The 17,597-nt window shown below is 73.4% G+C and carries 16 protein-coding genes and 1 pseudogene; 6 read left to right on the forward strand and 11 right to left on the reverse strand.

Features of this window, described 5'->3' with window-relative positions:
- Positions 1 to 45 precede the first annotated feature (45 nt).
- Positions 46 to 1,014 carry an ATP-dependent DNA ligase gene (locus tag ACZ4VA_RS10650; protein ID WP_468080834.1) on the forward strand — a complete coding sequence of 323 codons (969 nt, stop codon included), beginning with the start codon at positions 46 to 48 and terminating at the stop codon, positions 1,012 to 1,014.
- Between the two features lie 29 nt (positions 1,015 to 1,043).
- Here the strand turns inward: ACZ4VA_RS10650 and ACZ4VA_RS10655 are convergent, their stop codons facing one another.
- Positions 1,044 to 2,384 (reverse strand): MFS transporter, encoded by a 1,341-nt coding sequence (locus ACZ4VA_RS10655; protein ID WP_468080836.1) that lies wholly within the window; start codon positions 2,382 to 2,384, stop codon positions 1,044 to 1,046.
- A 74-nt stretch (positions 2,385 to 2,458) separates the two neighbouring features.
- Positions 2,459 to 3,088 carry a TetR/AcrR family transcriptional regulator gene (locus ACZ4VA_RS10660; protein ID WP_468080837.1) on the reverse strand — a complete coding sequence of 210 codons (630 nt, stop codon included), beginning with the start codon at positions 3,086 to 3,088 and terminating at the stop codon, positions 2,459 to 2,461.
- A gap of 102 nt (positions 3,089 to 3,190) precedes the next feature.
- On the opposite strand from ACZ4VA_RS10660, the pseudogene ACZ4VA_RS10665 reads away from it, so the two are divergent.
- A pseudogene (locus ACZ4VA_RS10665) lies at positions 3,191 to 4,135 on the forward strand (DMT family transporter); the annotation flags it as partial.
- Here the strand turns inward: ACZ4VA_RS10665 and ACZ4VA_RS10670 are convergent.
- On the reverse strand, positions 4,085 to 4,696 hold the full coding sequence (locus ACZ4VA_RS10670) for a LysE/ArgO family amino acid transporter (protein ID WP_356243521.1): 612 nt from the start codon (positions 4,694 to 4,696) through the stop codon (positions 4,085 to 4,087). The pseudogene ACZ4VA_RS10665 and the gene ACZ4VA_RS10670 overlap by 51 nt on opposite strands.
- Positions 4,697 to 4,765: 69 nt before the next feature.
- Here ACZ4VA_RS10670 and ACZ4VA_RS10675 point away from each other — a divergent pair, with 69 nt between their 5' ends.
- Positions 4,766 to 5,674 (forward strand): LysR family transcriptional regulator ArgP, encoded by a 909-nt coding sequence (locus tag ACZ4VA_RS10675; protein ID WP_452919577.1) that lies wholly within the window; start codon positions 4,766 to 4,768, stop codon positions 5,672 to 5,674.
- 171 nt (positions 5,675 to 5,845) lie between these two features.
- Complete coding sequence (locus tag ACZ4VA_RS10680) at positions 5,846 to 7,027, forward strand: hypothetical protein (RefSeq protein WP_356243517.1); 1,182 nt, start codon at positions 5,846 to 5,848, stop codon at positions 7,025 to 7,027.
- Positions 7,028 to 7,265: 238 nt separating this feature from the next.
- On the opposite strand, the gene ACZ4VA_RS10685 is transcribed toward ACZ4VA_RS10680, so the two are convergent.
- The 4 genes from ACZ4VA_RS10685 to ACZ4VA_RS10700 all read right to left on the reverse strand — a co-directional run bounded on the left by ACZ4VA_RS10685 (position 7,266) and on the right by ACZ4VA_RS10700 (position 11,577).
- The gene (locus ACZ4VA_RS10685; protein ID WP_468080840.1) at positions 7,266 to 9,392 is read right to left on the reverse strand and encodes a xanthine dehydrogenase family protein molybdopterin-binding subunit; all 2,127 of its coding nucleotides are present in this window, start codon (positions 9,390 to 9,392) and stop codon (positions 7,266 to 7,268) included.
- Positions 9,393 to 9,497: 105 nt separating this feature from the next.
- Complete coding sequence (locus ACZ4VA_RS10690; RefSeq protein WP_468080842.1) at positions 9,498 to 10,490, reverse strand: FAD binding domain-containing protein; 993 nt, start codon at positions 10,488 to 10,490, stop codon at positions 9,498 to 9,500.
- Positions 10,487 to 11,047, reverse strand: coding sequence for a (2Fe-2S)-binding protein (locus tag ACZ4VA_RS10695; RefSeq protein ID WP_356164094.1), 561 nt, complete (start codon positions 11,045 to 11,047; stop codon positions 10,487 to 10,489). The genes ACZ4VA_RS10690 and ACZ4VA_RS10695 overlap by 4 nt, the downstream gene beginning before the upstream one ends.
- Before the next feature lie 41 nt (positions 11,048 to 11,088).
- On the reverse strand, positions 11,089 to 11,577 hold the full coding sequence (locus ACZ4VA_RS10700; protein WP_355790186.1) for a DUF5709 domain-containing protein: 489 nt from the start codon (positions 11,575 to 11,577) through the stop codon (positions 11,089 to 11,091).
- Between the two features lie 229 nt (positions 11,578 to 11,806).
- Here ACZ4VA_RS10700 and ACZ4VA_RS10705 point away from each other — a divergent pair, with 229 nt between their 5' ends.
- A complete protein-coding gene (locus ACZ4VA_RS10705) occupies positions 11,807 to 12,988 on the forward strand; it encodes a PP2C family protein-serine/threonine phosphatase (RefSeq protein WP_356164096.1) in 1,182 nt (393 codons plus the stop codon).
- Between the two features lie 9 nt (positions 12,989 to 12,997).
- Here the strand turns inward: ACZ4VA_RS10705 and ACZ4VA_RS10710 are convergent, their stop codons facing one another.
- Entirely contained in the window at positions 12,998 to 13,663 is a 666-nt protein-coding gene (locus tag ACZ4VA_RS10710) for an NUDIX domain-containing protein (protein ID WP_468081112.1), read from the reverse strand.
- 178 nt (positions 13,664 to 13,841) lie between these two features.
- Between ACZ4VA_RS10710 and ACZ4VA_RS10715 the strand changes: the two genes are divergently transcribed.
- On the forward strand, positions 13,842 to 14,198 hold the full coding sequence (locus tag ACZ4VA_RS10715) for a hypothetical protein (RefSeq protein WP_356164098.1): 357 nt from the start codon (positions 13,842 to 13,844) through the stop codon (positions 14,196 to 14,198).
- 39 nt (positions 14,199 to 14,237) lie between these two features.
- Here ACZ4VA_RS10715 and ACZ4VA_RS10720 read toward each other — a convergent pair whose 3' ends face one another.
- From ACZ4VA_RS10720 to ACZ4VA_RS10730, 3 genes are all read right to left on the reverse strand, one after another.
- Positions 14,238 to 14,963, reverse strand: coding sequence for a fibronectin type III domain-containing protein (locus tag ACZ4VA_RS10720; protein WP_356164100.1), 726 nt, complete (start codon positions 14,961 to 14,963; stop codon positions 14,238 to 14,240).
- 10 nt (positions 14,964 to 14,973) lie between these two features.
- Complete coding sequence (locus ACZ4VA_RS10725) at positions 14,974 to 15,576, reverse strand: hypothetical protein (protein WP_356164102.1); 603 nt, start codon at positions 15,574 to 15,576, stop codon at positions 14,974 to 14,976.
- Between the two features lie 125 nt (positions 15,577 to 15,701).
- Positions 15,702 to 17,591: a discoidin domain-containing protein gene (locus tag ACZ4VA_RS10730; protein WP_356164104.1), complete on the reverse strand. Its 1,890-nt coding sequence runs from the start codon at positions 17,589 to 17,591 to the stop codon at positions 15,702 to 15,704.
- Positions 17,592 to 17,597: the final 6 nt, after the last annotated feature.

The following is a 17,597-nucleotide window of genomic DNA, read 5'->3' on the forward strand; positions in this document are numbered from 1 at the left end:
GCGTGAAGGGCGTGGAACCGCGCTCGGGCGGTCGACAACTGAAGGGTGAGACTCCCGCGCATCGCCCCCATGCTCGCCACTCCAGGTGTGCTGCCCCCCACCGCACAGGACCCGCGCTGGGCCTACGAGACGAAGCAGGACGGGCAGCGCGTGGTGGTCTACCTGCCCGGGGACGGGAGCGTGCTGCTGCGCGCCCGGTCCGGGGACGACATCACCGCCGCTTACCCGGAACTGGGGGCGCTGGGCGGGGCTCTCGGGAGTACGCCGGCGGTCCTGGACGGGGAGATCCTGGTGCTGGACGAGCGGGGGCGTGGTGACTTCCAGCGGCTCCAGTCGCGGATGGGTCTCGCGCACGCCCCGGCCATGGCGGCACGCCGGGCCGCGGAGGCGCCCGCCCACCTGATGCTGTTCGACGTGATGCACCTGCGCGGCGACGACCTGACGCACCTCACCTACGCCCGCCGGCGCGGGGAGCTGGAGTCGCTCAACCTCGACGGGCCCGCCTGGTCCACGCCGTCCGCGATCGTGGGCCACGGGGAGGCGGCACTGCAGCTCACCCGCGACAACGGCCTGGAGGGGCTGGTCTGCAAGCGGCTGGACTCGGTCTACGAGCCCGGGGTCCGCTCCCGGGCCTGGATCAAGATCCGGAACCTGCTGACCGCGGACGTGATCATCGGCGGCTGGTCGCCGGGCCGCGGCAGGCTGACCGGACTGCCCGGTGCCGTTCTGGTGGGACAGCGCGAGGGCGGGCGGCTGCGCTACGTCGGCAGCGTGGGCACCGGCTGGAGCGAGGACGAGCGGGCGGCGCTCGCCCGGCTCCTGCACGCGGCGGCGAGCGACACCTGCCCCTTCGACCCGGTGCCGCACGCGCCGGGAGCGCGCTGGGTGCTGCCGCTGCTGGTCGGCGAGGTGCGCTACAGCACCCGTACGCGCGCCGGGCTGCTGCGGCAGCCGTCGTGGCACCGGCTCCGTCCGGACCTCGCTCCCGAGGACTCGGCCGCCGACCTCCCGTGAGGCGGCCGGGGCGCCCCGCTCCGCCGGGCTCAGATCTCGTAGCGGCGCAGCGCCGGTGTCACGAAGGCCAGGAGCAGCGTGGTGGCCACGACCAGCAGTCCGCCGGCGACGACGGCCGTGCGTGCCCCGAGCAGTGAACCGGCCGTCCCGTGCAGGACGTCGGCGAGGCGGGGTCCGCCCGCGACCACGACGGTGAAGACGCCCTGCATCCGCCCGCGCATCTCGTCCGTCGCCGCCGACAGGAGGATGGCGCCGCGGAAGACCATGGAGACCATGTCGGCGACGCCGGCCGCGGCGAGGAACGCGACGGCCACCCAGAGGCTGGTGCTCAGTCCGAAGCCGGTGATCGCCACGCCCCAGGCCACCACGGCGGCGATGACCATGAAGCCGTGCCGGCGGGCCCGCGAGAACGTGCCGGACAGGAGTCCGCCGGCCATGGCGCCGACGGGGATCGCCGCGAACAGCAGGCCGAGGGCGAGTCCTTCGCCGTAGGGCGCGTACGTCTCGGAGGCGAGCTGCGGGAAGAGGGCCCGGGGCATGCCGAAGACCATGGCGACGATGTCGGCGAGGAAGGACAGCAGCAGCACCTTGTGCAGCGAGATGTAGCGGAAGCCCGCGACGACCTCGCGGAGTCCGGCGCGGCGGGCCGCCGAGGCGGCGAGTGGCGGCAGCGCGGGGAGCCGGTGCACGGCCCACACGGTGACGCACAGGGCGAGGGCGTCGATGAGGTACAGCTCGGCCAGGCCGATCACGGGGATCAGGGCGCCGGCGAGCAGCGGGCCCGCCACCAGGCCGACCTGCATGACGGTCGAGCCGAGCGCGTTCGCCGCGGGCAGTTCCTCCGGCGGGACCAGGCGGGCGATGGAGGCGGTACGGGCGGGGGCGTTGAGGCCGAAGAACGCCTGCTGGAGGGCGAGCAGCACCATCAGGACGAGCACCGAGCCGAGTCCGGTGGCCGCCTGTATCCAGAACAGCAGGGAGGTGACGGCGACGCCGGTGTTGGTGACGAGGAGCAGTTTGCGGCGGTCCATGCTGTCGGCGACCGCGCCGCCCCACAGCGCGAAGACGACCAGCGGCAGGAGGCCGGCGAGGCTCGCGTAGCCGACCCAGGCGGAGGAGCCGGTGATGTCGTAGATCTGCTTGGGGACGGCGACGGCGGTGAGCTGGCTGCCCACGGCGGTGACGACGGTCGACGACCAGAGCCGCCGGTAGGCCGGGCGGCGCAGCGGCCGGGTGTCCATGGCCCAGCGGCGCCATCCGGTCTGCCGGGCGGCGGGCTCGGCCGGTCGCGGCTTCGCGTCGTGGGGTTCCGCGTCGTTGTCGGTGGTGTTGCTGCTGGTGTCCACGGCCGTCCTGGATGCTCGATACATCTTTCGGTGTCAGCCCTCACTATCGTCGACCGCGGCAACCACTCGCACCGGGGGCCCGCATGGAGGACGGGGCGTCAGCCCTCCCGTCCTTGGGCGGCGGCCCGTGCCACCACCCGGCAGGCCTCGGTGCGGGCGTGGTCGACCGCTCCGGGGAAGACGTTCATGCCGTGGGCGACGAGGGCGCCTTCGTGCAGCAGCATCAGGGTGCGCCCGGCGGACTCGGCCGCCTCCGGGGCGAGCGGTCGTACGAGGTCGGTGAAGAGGGTGAGCATCCACTGCTTCTGGCCGTCGATGATCGCGGACGCCGGGTGGGCCGGGTCGTCGATCTCCGCGTGCGCGTTGACCATGCCGCACCCCCGGGGGCTGTGCACCCGTGTCCAGTCCCGTGAGGCGTCGAAGACGGCGGCGACCTTCTCCGCGGGGGTGCGTGCGGCTTCGAGCCGGGGGGCGAGGAAGGCCCGCCAACGCTCGTCCCGGCCGGCCAGGTACTCGACGACGATCTGCTCCTTGGAGCCGAAGCGGTCATACAGGGTCTTCTTGGTGACCCCCGCCTCGGCCGCGATCAGGTCGACGCCGACCGCGTGGATGCCGCGCTCGTAGAAAAGCCTGCCCGCCGCCTCCAGGACGCGGCGGGCCGCCGGGGTGAGGGTCACCCGGCGGGGGGCGGCCCCGGCCTCGCGGGGGGATCCGGTCGCACTCGTCATGCCACCACAGTAAACCGATCCGTATACTCGACAGCGAAGTAAACAGATCGGTCTACTCGACACGCGGCCGGTCCGGACCTCGGCCCGGGAGGTGTCTCCGCAGTGAACCCGCTGCTCTCCATCGCATTCGTCGTCGCCTGGAGCTCCGGCTTCATCGGCGCCGGGCTCGGGGCGGGAAGCGCGCCCGCGGTCACGCTGCTGCTGTGGCGGTTCCTGCCCCTGGCCGCCGTCCTGGGCATGGCCTCCCTGACGGTCACGCGGCGCGCGTGGCGCGGGGCGACACGCAGGGAGCTCGCCCGGCAGGTCCTCGTGGGGGCCCTGTCGCAGAGCGGCTACCTCCTGACCGTGTACTACGCCATCCAGCTCGGCGTCTCCACCGGCACGACGGCCCTCATCGACGGCACGCAGCCCCTGGTGACCGGGGCGCTCGCGGGCCCTCTCCTCGGCACCCGCGTCACCCGGACGCAGTGGGCCGGGCTGGCCCTGGGCGTCACCGGCGTCGCCGTGGTCACGTCGGCCGACGCGGGAGCCGCCGAGGGGGTCCCCGGGTGGGCGTACCTCGTGCCGTTCCTCGGCATGCTCTGCCTGGTGGCGGCCACGATCCTGGACCGGCGCTCCCCCTCCCAGGTCCCTCCGTCCGTGGCCATGACGGTCCACGTCGGGACCAGCGCCGTCGTCTTCGGCGCGCTCGCCGCCGCGACCGGGACGGCGGCCCCGCCCTCCGCCACGCCCTTCTGGGTCGCCGTCGCCTGGCTCGTCGTACTGCCCACGTTCGGCGGCTACGGCCTGTACTGGCTCCTCCTGCGGCGCTGCGGAGTGACCCGGGTCAACACCCTCATGTTCCTGATGGCGCCGGTGACCGCCGTGTGGGGAGCGCTGATGTTCGGCGAACCGTTCGGAGTGCAGACGGGTGCGGGGCTGGCGCTGGGCCTGACGGCCGTCGCCGTGGTGCACCGGGGCGAGCGCAGGCGGCCACAGCCTCACGGACAGGGCGGATCAGGCTCCGGCGATGAGCGAGGCGCCCAGGCCGATCATCGTCGCGGCGACGAGACCGTCCAGCACGCGCCACGACGAGGGCCGGGCCAGGAAGCGGCTCAGCAGACGGGCGCCGAAGCCCAGCGCGGTGAACCAGCACAGGCTCGCGAGGACGGCACCGAGCCCGAAGGTCCACCGCAGCGGGCCCCGGTCGGCGGCCACGGACCCGAGGAGGAAGACCGTGTCCAGGTAGACGTGCGGGTTGAGCCAGGTCATCGCCAGACAGGTCAGCACCGCCCGCCGCCGCGACCCGGCCGCCTCCCCCTCCACCCGCAGGGCGGCCGGCCGGAACACCCGACGGGCGGCCAGCACGCCGTAGACGACCAGGAAGGCCCCGCCGACCACGCCCACCGCGGTCAGCACCTCGGGCCAGGCCACGACCACCGCGCCCACCCCGCCGACCCCGAGCGCGATCAGCACGGCGTCGGACACCGCACAGATGCCCACCACCGCGAGGACCGCGTCGCGGCGGACGCCCTGGCGCAGCACGAAGGCGTTCTGGGCGCCGATCGCGACGATGAGTGAGAGCCCGGTGCCGAATCCGGCCGCCGCGGCGCTGAAGGCGTTGGTCATGCGACCGACGCTAGGAAGAGCTCGCACGAAAGTACAGCTAAAGATTCTCACCTATCATTAGCTCCCGTGATGACAGAGTTGCCGCTCGACCAGGTCCGCACCCTGCTCGCGGTCGTCGACGAGGGCACCTTCGACGCCGCCGCCCGCGCCCTGCACGTGACCCCCTCCGCGGTCAGCCAGCGCGTCAAGGCACTCGAACAGCGCACCGGGCGCGTCCTGCTGACCCGGACGAAACCGGTGCGGCCGACCGAGTCCGGCGAGGTCGTGGTGCGCTTCGCCCGTCAGCTGGCCCGGCTGGAGCGCGACGCGCACGCGGAGCTGGGCATGACGGACTCCGGCGAGCCCACACGGCTGTCGATCGCCGTGAACTCCGACTCCCTCGCCACCTGGTTCCTGCCGGCGCTCACCCGCGTACCGCGAGACCTGCGCCTCTCCTTCGAGCTGCGCCGCGAGGACCAGGACCACACCGCCGCCCTGCTCCGGGAGGGCCGGGTGATGGCGGCCGTGACCTCCTCGCCCGATCCCGTGACCGGCTGTTCCGTGCGCCCGCTCGGACGCATGCCCTACCTCCCGGTGGCGAGCCCCGCCTGGGCCGGGAGGTGGCTCGGCGGACAGCCGGACACCCCGCTGCACGAAGTGCTCGCGCAGGCGCCCGTCGTCGCCTTCGACCGGCGCGACGACCTCCAGGACGCCTTCGTCCGCGCGCTCCGCGGCCCGGGGCACCGCGCCGCCGCCCTGCGCCACTTCGTGCCCACCTCGGAGGGCTTCGTCGACGCCGTCGTGGCCGGGATGGGCTGGGGCATGGTGCCGGTCGTACAGGCGGCAGCGCTGCTGGACGACGGACGGCTCGTCCCGCTCGACCCGGAGCGCGGTGTCGACGTGCCGCTGTACTGGCAGCAGTGGAAACTCGACTCGCCGGCGCTCACCGCGGTGGCCGACGCGGTGGCGGCCACCGCGAGAGAGGCACTCACGGCCTGACGAGGGCCGACTCCCGTACAGCTCCGAACCCACCCCTGCGGGGGACGCCACTCACACGGGTGCCGCATCCGGGTGGCGGGGCGGTGGAGGGCCCCATAGGAATGGTCAGCATCAGCTTGCCGTCGCACATCGGGGAGTGGCGGCAGCCGCACCCTCTTCATGGAGCCGACCATGACCACCCGCTCTTTCTCTTTCTCGCCCAGCCCGGACCAGCCGGAGATACCCGCGCACGACGCGGCCGGTCCCCCGGCGCCGCCCATGCCGCCCCTGCCGCCCGTCGGCGCGGAACCCACGGCAGAAGCCCCGCCCGCGCGCCCGGCACAAGAGGGACCCGTGCGGGCCGGACCAGCACCTCAGGAGCAGTACGCCGACCCCGTGCACGGACTCGTGCACGCCGCCGTCGCCGACCGTCCGCTGGAAGAAGTGGTGCAGCTCATCACGCTTCTGGAGCAGTCGCCCGAGTACGCGCGAGCCACCGTCGACGCCCTGCGGGCGGTCGGCGTGGACCGTTCCGTCGAGGACGTCACCCGGCTCGTGGCGCTGCTCACCCGGCCGCCGCGCCACCCCGACTCCGCCGACGAGGCGATCCGCGCCGCGGCGGAGTCCCGCCCGGTGGAGGACGTCACCCGCCTGATGGCACTGCTGCACCGGCCGCCCGTGGAGCAGCACTGCGCCGAGGAGGCGGTACGGGCCGCCGCGAGCCGCCCGGTCGAGGAGCTCGTGCAGCTCATCGGCAAGCTGGCCCAGGAGCAGAACGTGCCCACGCACGGCACCGGTCTGCTGGCGGGGCACTCCGTGCTCCCGTCGTCCCAGCCGGGCTCCGCGGCCCAGCCGGGCTCCGCGGACCTGCCGGCGCTCGCCCACGAGGCACCGGAGGACCACGGACGCGCTCGGCGTCCGCGCCGACCCCGCCCGCCGCGCCAGGACGGCGCGCCTCCCGCCTGGCCGGCCCGGGTCGCCGCCGCGGCCCTCCTGATGTGCGCGCTGGCCTACTTCCCGTTGCACCGGGACGGCGCTTCGGCGAACGCGTACGGCTTCGCCCTCGGCGCCTCGGCACTGTGTCTGCTGCTCGCCCTGGCGCTGGTCCTCAAGAACGCCCTGCCCCTGCTCGCGACCGCCGTGGTCGTGCCGACGGCGCTTGCCGTCATGCAGTTGCTGGAGGGCCGGCTCAGGTCGCCGGGCCTTTCGCAGGGCCTGGAGATCACCGCGGCTCCGCCGTGGCTGGCCGGCCTCGTGTCGGTGCTCGCCGCGCTCGCGGCCGTCACGGCCCTGCTGGCGCTCCTCGCCTCCGAGCGGATGGGCAGGCGTCCCGAGTACCGGCCGCTGACCGGGGCGCACCAGACACCGGAATGACCGGGTGTCCGTCGCGAGACGGCCCCCACCGTGTCAGCCGACGCGGGCCTGCGCTTCGCAGGCACCGCGTCGGCTTTGTCGGTCGTCGGTCGTCGGTCGCACGGGGTCTGAGGGCTGAGGGCTGGTGTCCCGGGGGGGCTGGCGTCCGGCGCCTGCCCGTCTGCGTCGGCGCCGCCCTGGTCCTCGGACCGGCCGGGCGGGCCCGCTCGAAGGCGTGCGGACGCGGCCCCGCCCTCCGCTACGGGAGCCGTCCCCCGCTTCCGTGGTCCGCCAGGGCGGTGAGTACGCGGTCCGGCGTCAGGGGCAGTTCGCGCAGGCGGATCCCCGTGGCGTGGTGGACGGCGTTGCCGATGGCGGCCGCCGTGCCGACGATGCCGATCTCGCCGATCCCCTTGCTGCCCATGGGGTTGAGGTGCGGGTCGTCCTCGTCGACCCAGTACGCCTCGACGGCCGGCGGGATGTCGGCGTGCACGGGCACGTGGTACGACGCGAGGTCGGACTCCGTGAAGTCGCCGAACGGGGCGTCCATCGTGCTCCCCTCGGTCAGCGCCATGCCGAGGCCCATCGTCATGCCGCCGATGAACTGGGAGCGCGCGGTGCGGGGGTTGAGGATGCGTCCGGCGGCGTAGACACCCAGGAGGCGGCGGACCCGTACCTCTCCGGTGACGGTGTCGACGGCGACCTCGGCGAAGTGGGCGCCGAACGCGTGCCGCGCGTAGTCGCTCTCGGCGTCGGCGGTGCCCGCCGTGTCCGCACGCTCCTCGATGCCGCCGTCCGGCAGCCGTCCCTCGTGGCCGCCCAAGCGCGCCCGGAGCCGGGAGCAGGCCTCGTGCACGGCCCAGCCCCAGGAGGCGGTGCCGGACGAGCCGCCGGCGAGCGGGGCCGGGGGCAGATCGCTGCTCCCCACCTCGGTGCGGACGCGGTCGAGCGGGACGCCGAGGGCGTCGGCGGCGACCTGCGCGAGGACGGTGCGCGCTCCGGTGCCGATGTCCGTGGCGTTGAGGCGGACCACGAAGTCGCCGTCGGGCAGGGCGCGTGCCGCCGCCGTGGAGGGCGAGACCAGCACCGGGTACGTGGCCGCCGCGACGCCCGACCCGATCAGCAGGGGTCCCTCCTGCCGCGAGCGAGGGCGGGGGTCCCGGCGGGACCAGTCGAAGCGCCGCGCCCCCTCGCGCAGGCATTCGACCAGATGGCGGCTGCTGAAGGGCTTTCCGCTGTCGGGCTCGGTGTCGGGCTCGTTGGCGATCCGCAGCTCGATCGGGTCCATGCCCAGCTCGACGGCCAGTTCGTCCATGGCCGACTCCAGGGCGTACATGCCCGGGGCCTCGCCCGGGGCGCGCATCCAGGACGGGCTGGGGACGTCCAGCGGCACCACCCGGTGCGTGGTGAGGCTGTGCGGTGAGCCGTACATGACCCGCGTGGGCATGGCGGCCTGCTCCACGAACTCCTTGATGCGCGAGGTGTACGTGGTCACCTCGTGGAGCACGGAGGTCAGGGTGCCGTCCGCGGTGGCGCCCAGCCGGACGCGCTGCAGCGTGGGGGCGCGGTGGCCGACGACGGCGGGCAGCCGGCGGCGGGGCAGGTTGAGCGTGACGGGGCGGCCGGTCACCCGGGCGGCCATCGCCGCGAGCACGACGTGCGGGCGCGGGGTGCCCTTGGACCCGAAGCCGCCGCCGACGTGCTCGGAGAGCACCGTGACGCTCTCCTCGGGGATGCCGAAGAGCTGCGCCAGCACGGTGCGCACGGTCGTGGCGCCCTGGCTGGAGTCGTGCACGACCAGCCGGTCGCCCTCCCAGCGGGCGGTGGCGGCGTGCGGCTCCATCGGGTGGTTGTGCAGCGGAGGGATGCGGTAGTCGCCGTCGACGCGGACCGGCGCGGAGCAGAAGGCGCCCTCGGGGTCGCCCTGTTCGCGGTGGGCCGGGTAGCCGCCGTTGGCCTCCTCGGGGACGTACGCCGCCGGGTGGCCCTCGGTGAGGGTCACGTCGTGGTCCCGGACGGCGTAGTCGACACGTACGGCGGCGGCTCCCGCCCGGGCCGCCTCCATGGTGTCGGCGACGACCAGGGCCACGAACCAGCCGCGGTGCGGCACCCGGTCGTTCTGCAGCACGGCGAGCGTGGCGTCGTCGGGCTCCGCCAGCCGGGGCGCGTTCTCGTGCGTGAGCACCGACAGCACCCCGGGCACGTCGAGTGCGGCGGCGGTGTCGATCGCCCGGACGGAACCGGCGGCGACGGTGGCGGGCACGGGCCAGGCGTGGGCGCGGCGCGGCAGGGGGTGCTCGGCGGCGTAACGGGCGGCGCCGGTGACCTTGTCGCGGCCCTCCCGGCGTTCGGCGGGTGCGCCCAGCGCGGTACCGGTGTCGGCCATGGGTCCTCCTGGTGCGTGCCGGGATCCGGCCTGGTCGGGTGCCGGTCCGGGGCGGGGTTCGGGTGACGGCGGTGCGGGCCGTCCGGGACGTCCGGGACGCCGGGTTCAGGTGACGGCGGGGGGCGCGAGACGGCCCAGTACGTCGATGGCGAGGCCGCGGGCGAGGGGCACCTTGTAGGCGTTGTCGCGCAGCGGTCGGGCGGCCTCAAGTTCCAGGTCCACGGCGTGTTCGAACGCGGCCCTGGTGGGCGCCGCCCCCAGCAGCGCCTCCTCCGCGCGGCGGGCCCGCCAGGGCCGGTGGGCCAGTCCGCCGAAGGCGATCCCGGCGTGCCGCACGACGCCGTCGGCCACGTCCAGCACGGCGGCGACCGACGCGAGCGCGAAGGCGTACGAGGCACGGTCACGGGCCTTGCGGTAGGCGGAGGGCAGTCCGGACGTGGAAGCGGGGAGCAGCACCCTGGTGACGAGCTCGCCGGGACCGATCTCGGTGTCCTGCTCCGGACGGTCGCCGGGGAGCCGGTGGAACTCGGCCACCGGGACACTGCGCCGGCCGTCGCGTCCGTACAGCTCCACGCGCGCGTCGAGTGCGGCGAGCGCGACGGCCATGTCGGAGGGGTGGGTGGCGATGCACTGCTCGGAGTGGCCGAGCACCGCGTGGTCGCGGTGGACGCCGTCCCGCGCGCCGCAACCGGAGCCGGGGCTGCGCTTGTTGCAGGGTTTGTCGACGTCCTGGAAGTAGGGGCAGCGGGTGCGCTGGAGCAGGTTGCCGCCGGTGGTGGCGACGTTGCGCAGCTGTCCCGAGGCGCCGGCGAGGAGGGCCTGGGAGAGCACCGGGTAGCGGTCCCGGACGGCCGGGTGGGCCGCGAGGTCGCTGTTGCGCACCGTCGCTCCGACGCGTACCGAGCCGTCGGGCAGCTCCTCGACGGTGTCCAGGGGCAGGCGGCTTACATCGACGAGGGTGGCGGGCTCCTCCACGCCGAGCTTCATCAGGTCCACCAGGTTGGTGCCGCCGCCGAGGTAGCGGGCACCGGGGTGGGCGGCGTAGGCGTCGGCGGCCTCCTCGACGCTCTCCGCGCGTACGTAGGCGAAGGGTTTCACCGGATCACGTCCTCGACGGCCTCGACGATGTGCGGATAGGCGCCGCAGCGGCACAGGTTGCCGCTGAGCCGCTCGCGGATCTCGTCCGCGTCCAGCGGTACCGGCCGTCCCGAGGGCGTGGCAGGGTCGGTCACGTGCGAGGGATGGCCCGCCTCCGCCTCGGCCACGGCGCCGACGGCGCTGCACAGCTGCCCCGGTGTGCAGTAGCCGCACTGGAAGGCGTCGCGGTCGAGGAAGGCCTGCTGGAGTGGGTGCAGCGCCTCGCCGTCCCCGCCGGCGAGGCCCTCGACGGTCGTGATGTCGGCGCCGTCGTGGGCGACCGCCGGCAGGAGACAGCTGTTGACGCGGCGGCCGCCCACCAGGACCGTGCAGGCGCCGCACTGGCCGTGGTCGCACCCCTTCTTGGCGCCGGTGAGGCCGAGGTCCTCGCGCAGCACGTCCAGGAGGACGGAGCGGTGGTCGACGGTGAGGGGGTACGGCTTGCCGTTCACCCGGAGGGTCACCTCGGAGTGGTGGCGGTCGGGTGAGGTGACGGGGCGCGCGGAGTCGCGGTCCACGGGTGTCCTCCAGGTGAGGGGCGGGCGGGGGTGTCCGGCCGTTACAGGGGGCCGGTCTCGTCGTCCGGGATGCGATGGACGGCGGCCTCCTCGGCGGAGGCCGCGCCGCCGTCGATGCCCACGTCCTCGGCGAGCATGTCCTTCTCGGCGTCCTCGTGGGCGCCCTCGTCGGGGGCGACCAGGCGGCCGGCTCGCTCCTGCCCGACCTCGTCGTCCACGGGTTCCCCCTCGCCGTCGGGGAGGTCGCCGACGCCGTCACCGGTGTCGGGCTCCTCCAGCGCCGGGTCCGGCCGCTCCTCCGCGAGCCGCTGGTCCAGGCTCTCGCCCTCCCGCTGCTCCCGTGCCGTGGTTCCTTCGTGGTCCACGGCGAGCGGCCGCTCGGGCGGGGACCAGCCCTCCTCGTACGGGTCGGACTCGCGGTCGGAGAGGGTGTCCTCCGGGTCGAGGATGCCGTCGTCCTCCCGGCCCTCGGTCCCGTCGGGCTGGTAGACCTCGTCGCCCATCACTTCTTCGCCGTTCTGACTGCCCATGTGTCTGTGTCCTCCGGACGGACGGTTGTCGTTGCCTTGCAGCCCGCGTATCCAGGCTGAGGCAGACCACACGTTCCGGCACGCCAGGGACTCCAGGTGAACACGGTGCGTGACGGTCTCCGGGGGCGACGGGGGCTCCGTGTCGCCGGGCGCGGTGCGGGCGCCGGTGTGAGACTGCTGGGCGGGACACCCGAGCGACGGGCCGCGACGCACGACGAGGGGAGAACAGGTGGCGACGGCGGAGAGCGAGGAGGCGCTCCTGACGGAGTTCCTCGCCGATCCCGGCAACGCGGCGCTGGACCTGACCACGGCGGTGGCGCGGTGCTCCAAGGCCCTCGGGCTCCAGCACTCCGTGGTGTACCTCGCCGATCTGCAGCAGCGCCGGCTCGTGCCGCTGACGGACGTGGCCTCGACGCTCGACATCGACGACTCCCTCGCGGGCTGGACGTACCGCACGCAGTCGCTGCGCGTCGAGGAGTCCGAGCTGGGCGGGATGACGGCGTGGTTGCCGCTGCTGGACGGGGCCGAACGCCTCGGCGTCCTCGCGGTGCACTGCCCGTCCCTGGACCCTCTGTCGCTGCGGCGCGGCCGGACCCTCGCGACGCTGCTCGCCATGATGATCACGTCGAAGCGGGCGTACAAGGATTCCTTCGTACGGCGCACCCGCACCGAACCGATGCAGCTGCCCGCCGAGATGCTCCGCGCCTTCCTCCCGCCCCGCACGATCGGCAACACGCACGCCGTGTCGACGGCCGTCCTGGAGCCCGCCTACGAGATCGGCGGGGACGGCTTCGACCACTCGCTGACGGAGACAGCGCTGCACGTGTCGGTGCTCGACGCCATGGGGCACAACCTGGCCTCGGGGCTGACCACCGCGGTGTCGCTGGCGGCCTGCCGCAACGCCCGCCGTACGGGGGCGGATCTGCCGGAGCTCGCGGAGTCCGTGGACGCCGCGCTGGGCGAGTGGCTGCCGGACCAGTTCTGCACCGCGGTCCTGTGCCAGCTCGACCTGGCCACCGGACTGCTGCGGTGGATCAACTGCGGGCACCCGCCGCCCCTGCTCATCCGGGACGAACGGGTGGTGGAGGGTGCCATGGACCGCGAGGCGGAGCCGCCCATGGGGCTGCCCTCCCTGCTCGCCGCGCGCTCGCGCCACGTGCACGAGATCACCCTGGAGCCGGGCGACCGCGTCCTGATGTACACCGACGGTGTCACCGAGGCGCGGACCTGGGACGGCGGCCTGTTCGGCCTCGAACGGTTCACCGACTCCGTCATCCGCGCCACGGCGGGCGGCGAGCTGCCCCCGGAGGTGTTGCGGCGGCTGATCCACTCCATCGTGGAGTCCCAGAGCGACCATCTCCAGGACGACGCCACGATCATCCTCTTCGAGTGGCGCCCGCCGACCCGGTGACGCCGTGCGTCATCCGGCGCTGAACGGGCCCTCCAGCGCGGCCCACTGCAGCAGCATGATGGTCTTCGCGTCGGCGATCTCGCCGGTGCGGATCATCTCCAGGGCCCTGCGGAAGGGGAGTTCGACGATCTCGATGTCCTCACCCTCCTCCGCCAGGCCCCCGCCCTCGTGCGTGCGGGTGGACGGGCCGTAGGAGGCGGCGTAGAAACTCACGCGCTCGGTGACCGAACCCGGGCTCATGTAGACGTCGAAGACGTGCCGGACCTCGCCGATGGTGTGCCCGGTCTCCTCGACCACCTCGCGCCGTACGGCGACCTCGGGGTGCTCGTCCTCCTCGTCGAGGAGTCCGCCGGGCGTCTCGACCAGCATCCCGTCGGGGTGTCCGTTGACGTACACGGGATAGCGGAACTGCCGGGTGAGCAGCACGGTTTCGCGCTCGGCGTCGTACAGCAGCATGGTGGCGCCGTTGCCGCGGTCGTGCGTCTCGCGTTCCTGGGTGCTCCAGGTGCCGTCGGCGTGCCGGAAGTCGAAAGTCGTGGTGCGTTCCACGTACCAGTGGCTGGAGAGCAGTGTCACGTCGCGGATCTTGACCCGCGGGTTGCCGGTCAGGTCCCGGCCGGTGCGGTCGAGTCCGGTGCGGCCCCGGCGGTCCGGGGTGTCGATGCCCCCGGTCATCGGACGCGGGTGGGGCGCGTGGAGCTGAAGTTGGTCATGCACGCTTCTACCATTTCGTCCCGCTGGCTGTCAGACGCGGGACCCCCGGGGGGCGTGACCGGGCAGGTTCCGGTGTCCGCGGCCACGGAGGTTGCGAGGGTCATGACCATCGAGGCGGTCGCACGTCTAGGCTCACGGCATGGAACAGACGGAGATCATCCTGCGAGCCATCGGCGTCCTCACCGAGACCAACGCGATGGTCCGCAGGATCGCTCAGGACGAGGACGCCGAGGTCGACTCGACCCAGACGCAGCTCGGCTCGCTCGTGACGGAGGTGTTCCCCAGTGTCGAGGTGCCCGCGGACGCCGGTCCCGCCGAGGCGGGGCAGGCCGTCGCGGACGCCTATCTGCCCGCGACCATCTCGCTGGTGGGGGCCTTCGCGTTCCTCTTCTCCGAGCTCGCCGAGGTGCACGACTCGGGCCGCACCGACGTCAAGTCGGCGGATCTGCTCCAGCAGCTCGCCCTGCGCATGTCGAGGGCGGGCGAGGGGAGTTGACGGGCGGGCGCCCGGTCCGCGCGGCCGGGCGGGACGCGTTCACCCGCTTCCGCCCGTGGTCAGACGGACCACGTTCGAGGCCGGGCCGTAGGTGAAGGCGCGGACGCGGTAGGCAGCGTGCTTCTCCTCCGGCAGGGTGATCAGCCCCGTCGCGTTGGTGTCGGGGTCCATGACGACGACCGGTTCGTACTCCTCCCCGGGCCGGCGGCGGATCTCCAGCAGGAGTCCCACCTCGTCGGAGGCGTTGTCGGTCCAGGTGAACCGGATGCCGTTGGCGTGGCGGATCTCGGCACGCAGGCCCGAGGGCGCACCCGCGCCGGAGACGCGCAGGGGCCGGCCAGGGACCTTGCGGGCCCGGTCCGTGCGGGCGGGCAGCCAGTCGTGTCCGCTGTCCTCGTCCGCGGCCGTCATCCCGCCCGGCGGCAGGTCGACGCGGACCGGTTTCGAGGCGGGTCCCGAGAACGGCCGCAGCCGGTAGCGGAACGTCGTGCGGGGCATCAGGTCGGGGTGGCGGTAGGAGGTCACGCCCGGCGGGAGGTACCGCAGGACGGTGTACGGGCCCTTCTCCTCGGTCGCGAACTCCAGGACGTGCCCGGAGGTGCCGGGCCCGGCCTTCTTCCAGGTCAGGTCGATGTCGGTGGGGGTGGCACGGACGGCGTGCAGCGTCCGGCCGGCCTGCGGAGGACGGGTCCCGGGGTCGGATGAGCAGGCCGGCAGTGCCAGGAGCAGCACTGCCGGCACCACCACCCGTGTGCGCGTACGCATGGGGCGACGGCTACTTGCGCCAGAAGCGGACGTCGCTCCACACCACGGTGGCGGGTCCGTTGCCGCTGCTGGTGCGGTAGGCGCCGAACTTGTCGTAGAAGCTGCCGCCGGGGCTCGCGTAGGTGTGCTTCAGCGAGCCGTTGATGTAGGTGCGGTGCTGGTTGCCCACCTGATGCACGGTGTTGACGCGTACCGTCGCGCCGACGGTGCCGGCGCCCGAGAGCGTGTCGCCGCCGTGCACGGCGTACAGCCGGCCGCCGCGCTCGACCGCGAGCATGAAGTACGGGCCCGCGGCCGATTCGTTGAAGGTCTGCTTGAGGCTGATCCGCGTCCCGCTGAGGGCGGCGACGCGGAAGTAGCCCTCGAACTGCCGGGTCCCTCCTGTGTAGGTGGCGTAGCGGCGTTCAGCCCGCTGGTCTCCGTCGGCGGTGGAGCAGGTCAGCCGGAACGTGAGTCCGTCGATCTGCCCGCACCCCCGCTCCTGTTCGGTGTAGCTCGGGGAGACCGGCGTCCATCCGCCGGGTTCCACCTCGGCGAAGGCCGAGGGGACGGTGAGGATCGTGGAGGCGCACACCGCGCTGGTGACGGTGAGCGCTCGCAGGCGTGCGAGCATCCCGACTCCCTTGGTCCGTGGGGGGTTTCGCAGTTCATGCACATGAACGGCGACCCCGTCAATGAACGGGTGACTGGAAGGTAGGACTGGACCAATCATCCGTCAAGGGGCCCGGCAGCCCCGGGTCACCGCTTCTGTTCCACGCGCACCCAGTCGACCTCGGCGCGCACTCCCCCGGCGGCGACGCGGTCGACGCTGGACTGGGGCAGCCCCCAGTAGGGCGTGGTGACCTTGTTCCAGCCCGCCGGATACGCGCCGCCCAGGGCGAGGTTGAGGATGACGTACTGGTTGTGGCCGAAGACCCACTGGCCCCGCGTGGACTCCAGCTTGTTGCGCGTCGTCTCCTGGACCAGCCGGTCGTCGACGTAGAAACGCATGCCCGTGGGCGTCCACTCGACCGCGTACGTGTGCCACTGGTCGGCCCGCCCGCCGTCGGGGTAGGTCTGGCGGGCACCGATGTTGCCGTCGGCGGAGTAACCCGGGCCGTGCAGTGCCGTGCTGGTCCAGTCGGCGTACCCGATGTTCTCCATGATGTCGGTCTCGCCGGACGCGGGCCAGGACACCGACGGATCGTCCACGTTGCTGCCCAGCAGCCAGAAGGCGGGCCAGAAGCCGTCGCCGACGGGCAGCTTCATGCGCGCGCTGACCCGCCCGTAGGTGAAGTCGAACTTGGTGTTGGTGTCGATGCGCCCGGAGGTGAAGTCGTAGGTGCCGCCGCCCGCCTGGGTGCAGCCCTTGCAGTACTTCGCCTTCAGCAGCAGGCTGCCGTTCTGCGTGCTGATGTTGTCGGCGGAGTCGACGTAGGCCTGCGACTCGCCGTTCACCGAACCCATCTCCTGGCCGGTTCTGACCACGCGCCACTTGGAGCGGTCGAGGCTCGCCGACGTGAAGTCGTCGAAGAACGTGGTCTGGTAGGTGCCGGACTGCTCGCCGGGCAGGGCGGGATAGGCCGCGGCGGCGCTGCCGCCCGTGCCCCAGACCTGGAACTCGTAGAGGGAGTAGCCGAACTGGGCGGTGGCGGGCGCCGGGTTGTAGAAGGAGCGCCGCTCCTTGCCGAGCATCCGCACGTAGCGCCCGGTGGCCGGCTGGGACAGCCGGACGCTGTCGTGCCGGCCCACGGCCTCGCCGGGCGACTTCACGTCGGCGCGGCGGGCGGCGACCTCGGCGGCGGACGGCCGGTGGACGGTGCGCCAGGTCCTGTTGTCGTCGGACACCTGCAGTTCGTAGTCGACCGCGTAGGCCGCCTCCCAGTACAGGTCGACGGTGTCGATGGTGGACGTCGCGCCCAGGTCGACGGAGATCCACCGGTCGGCGTTCCAGTCGCTGGACCAGCGGCTGGAGTCGCTCTTGAGGTCCGCGGGCCAGCCGCCGTCGGTCGCGAAGGCCGGCGAGTTGCCCGCGTGCTGGTAGAGGTTCGAGTAGGCCGGGTGGTGCAGGGCGAGGTTGGAGCGGGTCGTCGAGGCGGGGGCCGGTTCGCCGCCGTAGACCTTGAAGGAGTACAGCGAGTAGCCGTAGGGCGTGGCCCGTTCGACGCCGCGCAGGCGCACGTAGCGGCCGGTCACCTCCTGCGGGTAGGTGTGCGCGGTGACGGACCCTCCGGTGCCGGCGGTCTCGGTGTAGAAGGGGGTCCAGTCGGTGCCGTTCCTGGACACCTCCAGGACGTAGCGCTTGCCGTAGGCGGCCTCCCACTCCAGGGCGACGCGGTCGATGCGCAGCGTGGCGCCGAGGTCGACGCGTATCCACGCGTCGTCGGCGAACTGGCTCGACCAGCGCGTCGAGGCGTTGCCGTCGAAGGCGAGGCCGGGGGCGGTGCCGGCGTTCTCGCTGCCGGAGGCGGTGACGGCGGCCGGGTTCAGGGCGTAGGCCTCCGCGGCCCGGTCGGTGTCCCAGGCCGCCGCGGCGACCGCGCCGCTCTGCGGGTCCTGGGCGGCGAGGGCGGTCCCGGCCGTCAGCAGGGACAGGGCGGACAGGGTGGCGAGGGCGGTCATGAGCGTGCGGGAGGTACGGGCTGGCATGCGGCT

The organism is Streptomyces sp. NPDC028308, assembly GCF_055565855.1.

Bases quoted from the DNA above. Each gene is read 5' to 3' on its own strand.
- ACZ4VA_RS10655 (WP_468080836.1), bottom strand. From the start codon at position 2,384: ATGTATCGAGCATCCAGGACGGCCGTGGACACCAGCAGCAACACCACC.
- ACZ4VA_RS10660 (WP_468080837.1), bottom strand. From the start codon at position 3,088: ATGACGAGTGCGACCGGATCCCCCCGCGAGGCCGGGGCCGCCCCCCGC.
- ACZ4VA_RS10670 (WP_356243521.1), bottom strand. From the start codon at position 4,696: ATGACCAACGCCTTCAGCGCCGCGGCGGCCGGATTCGGCACCGGGCTC.
- ACZ4VA_RS10675 (WP_452919577.1), top strand. From the start codon at position 4,766: ATGACAGAGTTGCCGCTCGACCAGGTCCGCACCCTGCTCGCGGTCGTC.
- ACZ4VA_RS10680 (WP_356243517.1), top strand. From the start codon at position 5,846: ATGACCACCCGCTCTTTCTCTTTCTCGCCCAGCCCGGACCAGCCGGAG.
- ACZ4VA_RS10685 (WP_468080840.1), bottom strand. From the start codon at position 9,392: ATGGCCGACACCGGTACCGCGCTGGGCGCACCCGCCGAACGCCGGGAG.
- ACZ4VA_RS10700 (WP_355790186.1), bottom strand. From the start codon at position 11,577: ATGGGCAGTCAGAACGGCGAAGAAGTGATGGGCGACGAGGTCTACCAG.
- ACZ4VA_RS10710 (WP_468081112.1), bottom strand. From the start codon at position 13,663: ATGACCGGGGGCATCGACACCCCGGACCGCCGGGGCCGCACCGGACTC.
- ACZ4VA_RS10715 (WP_356164098.1), top strand. From the start codon at position 13,842: ATGGAACAGACGGAGATCATCCTGCGAGCCATCGGCGTCCTCACCGAG.
- ACZ4VA_RS10720 (WP_356164100.1), bottom strand. From the start codon at position 14,963: ATGCGTACGCGCACACGGGTGGTGGTGCCGGCAGTGCTGCTCCTGGCA.
- ACZ4VA_RS10725 (WP_356164102.1), bottom strand. From the start codon at position 15,576: ATGCTCGCACGCCTGCGAGCGCTCACCGTCACCAGCGCGGTGTGCGCC.
- ACZ4VA_RS10730 (WP_356164104.1), bottom strand. From the start codon at position 17,591: ATGCCAGCCCGTACCTCCCGCACGCTCATGACCGCCCTCGCCACCCTG.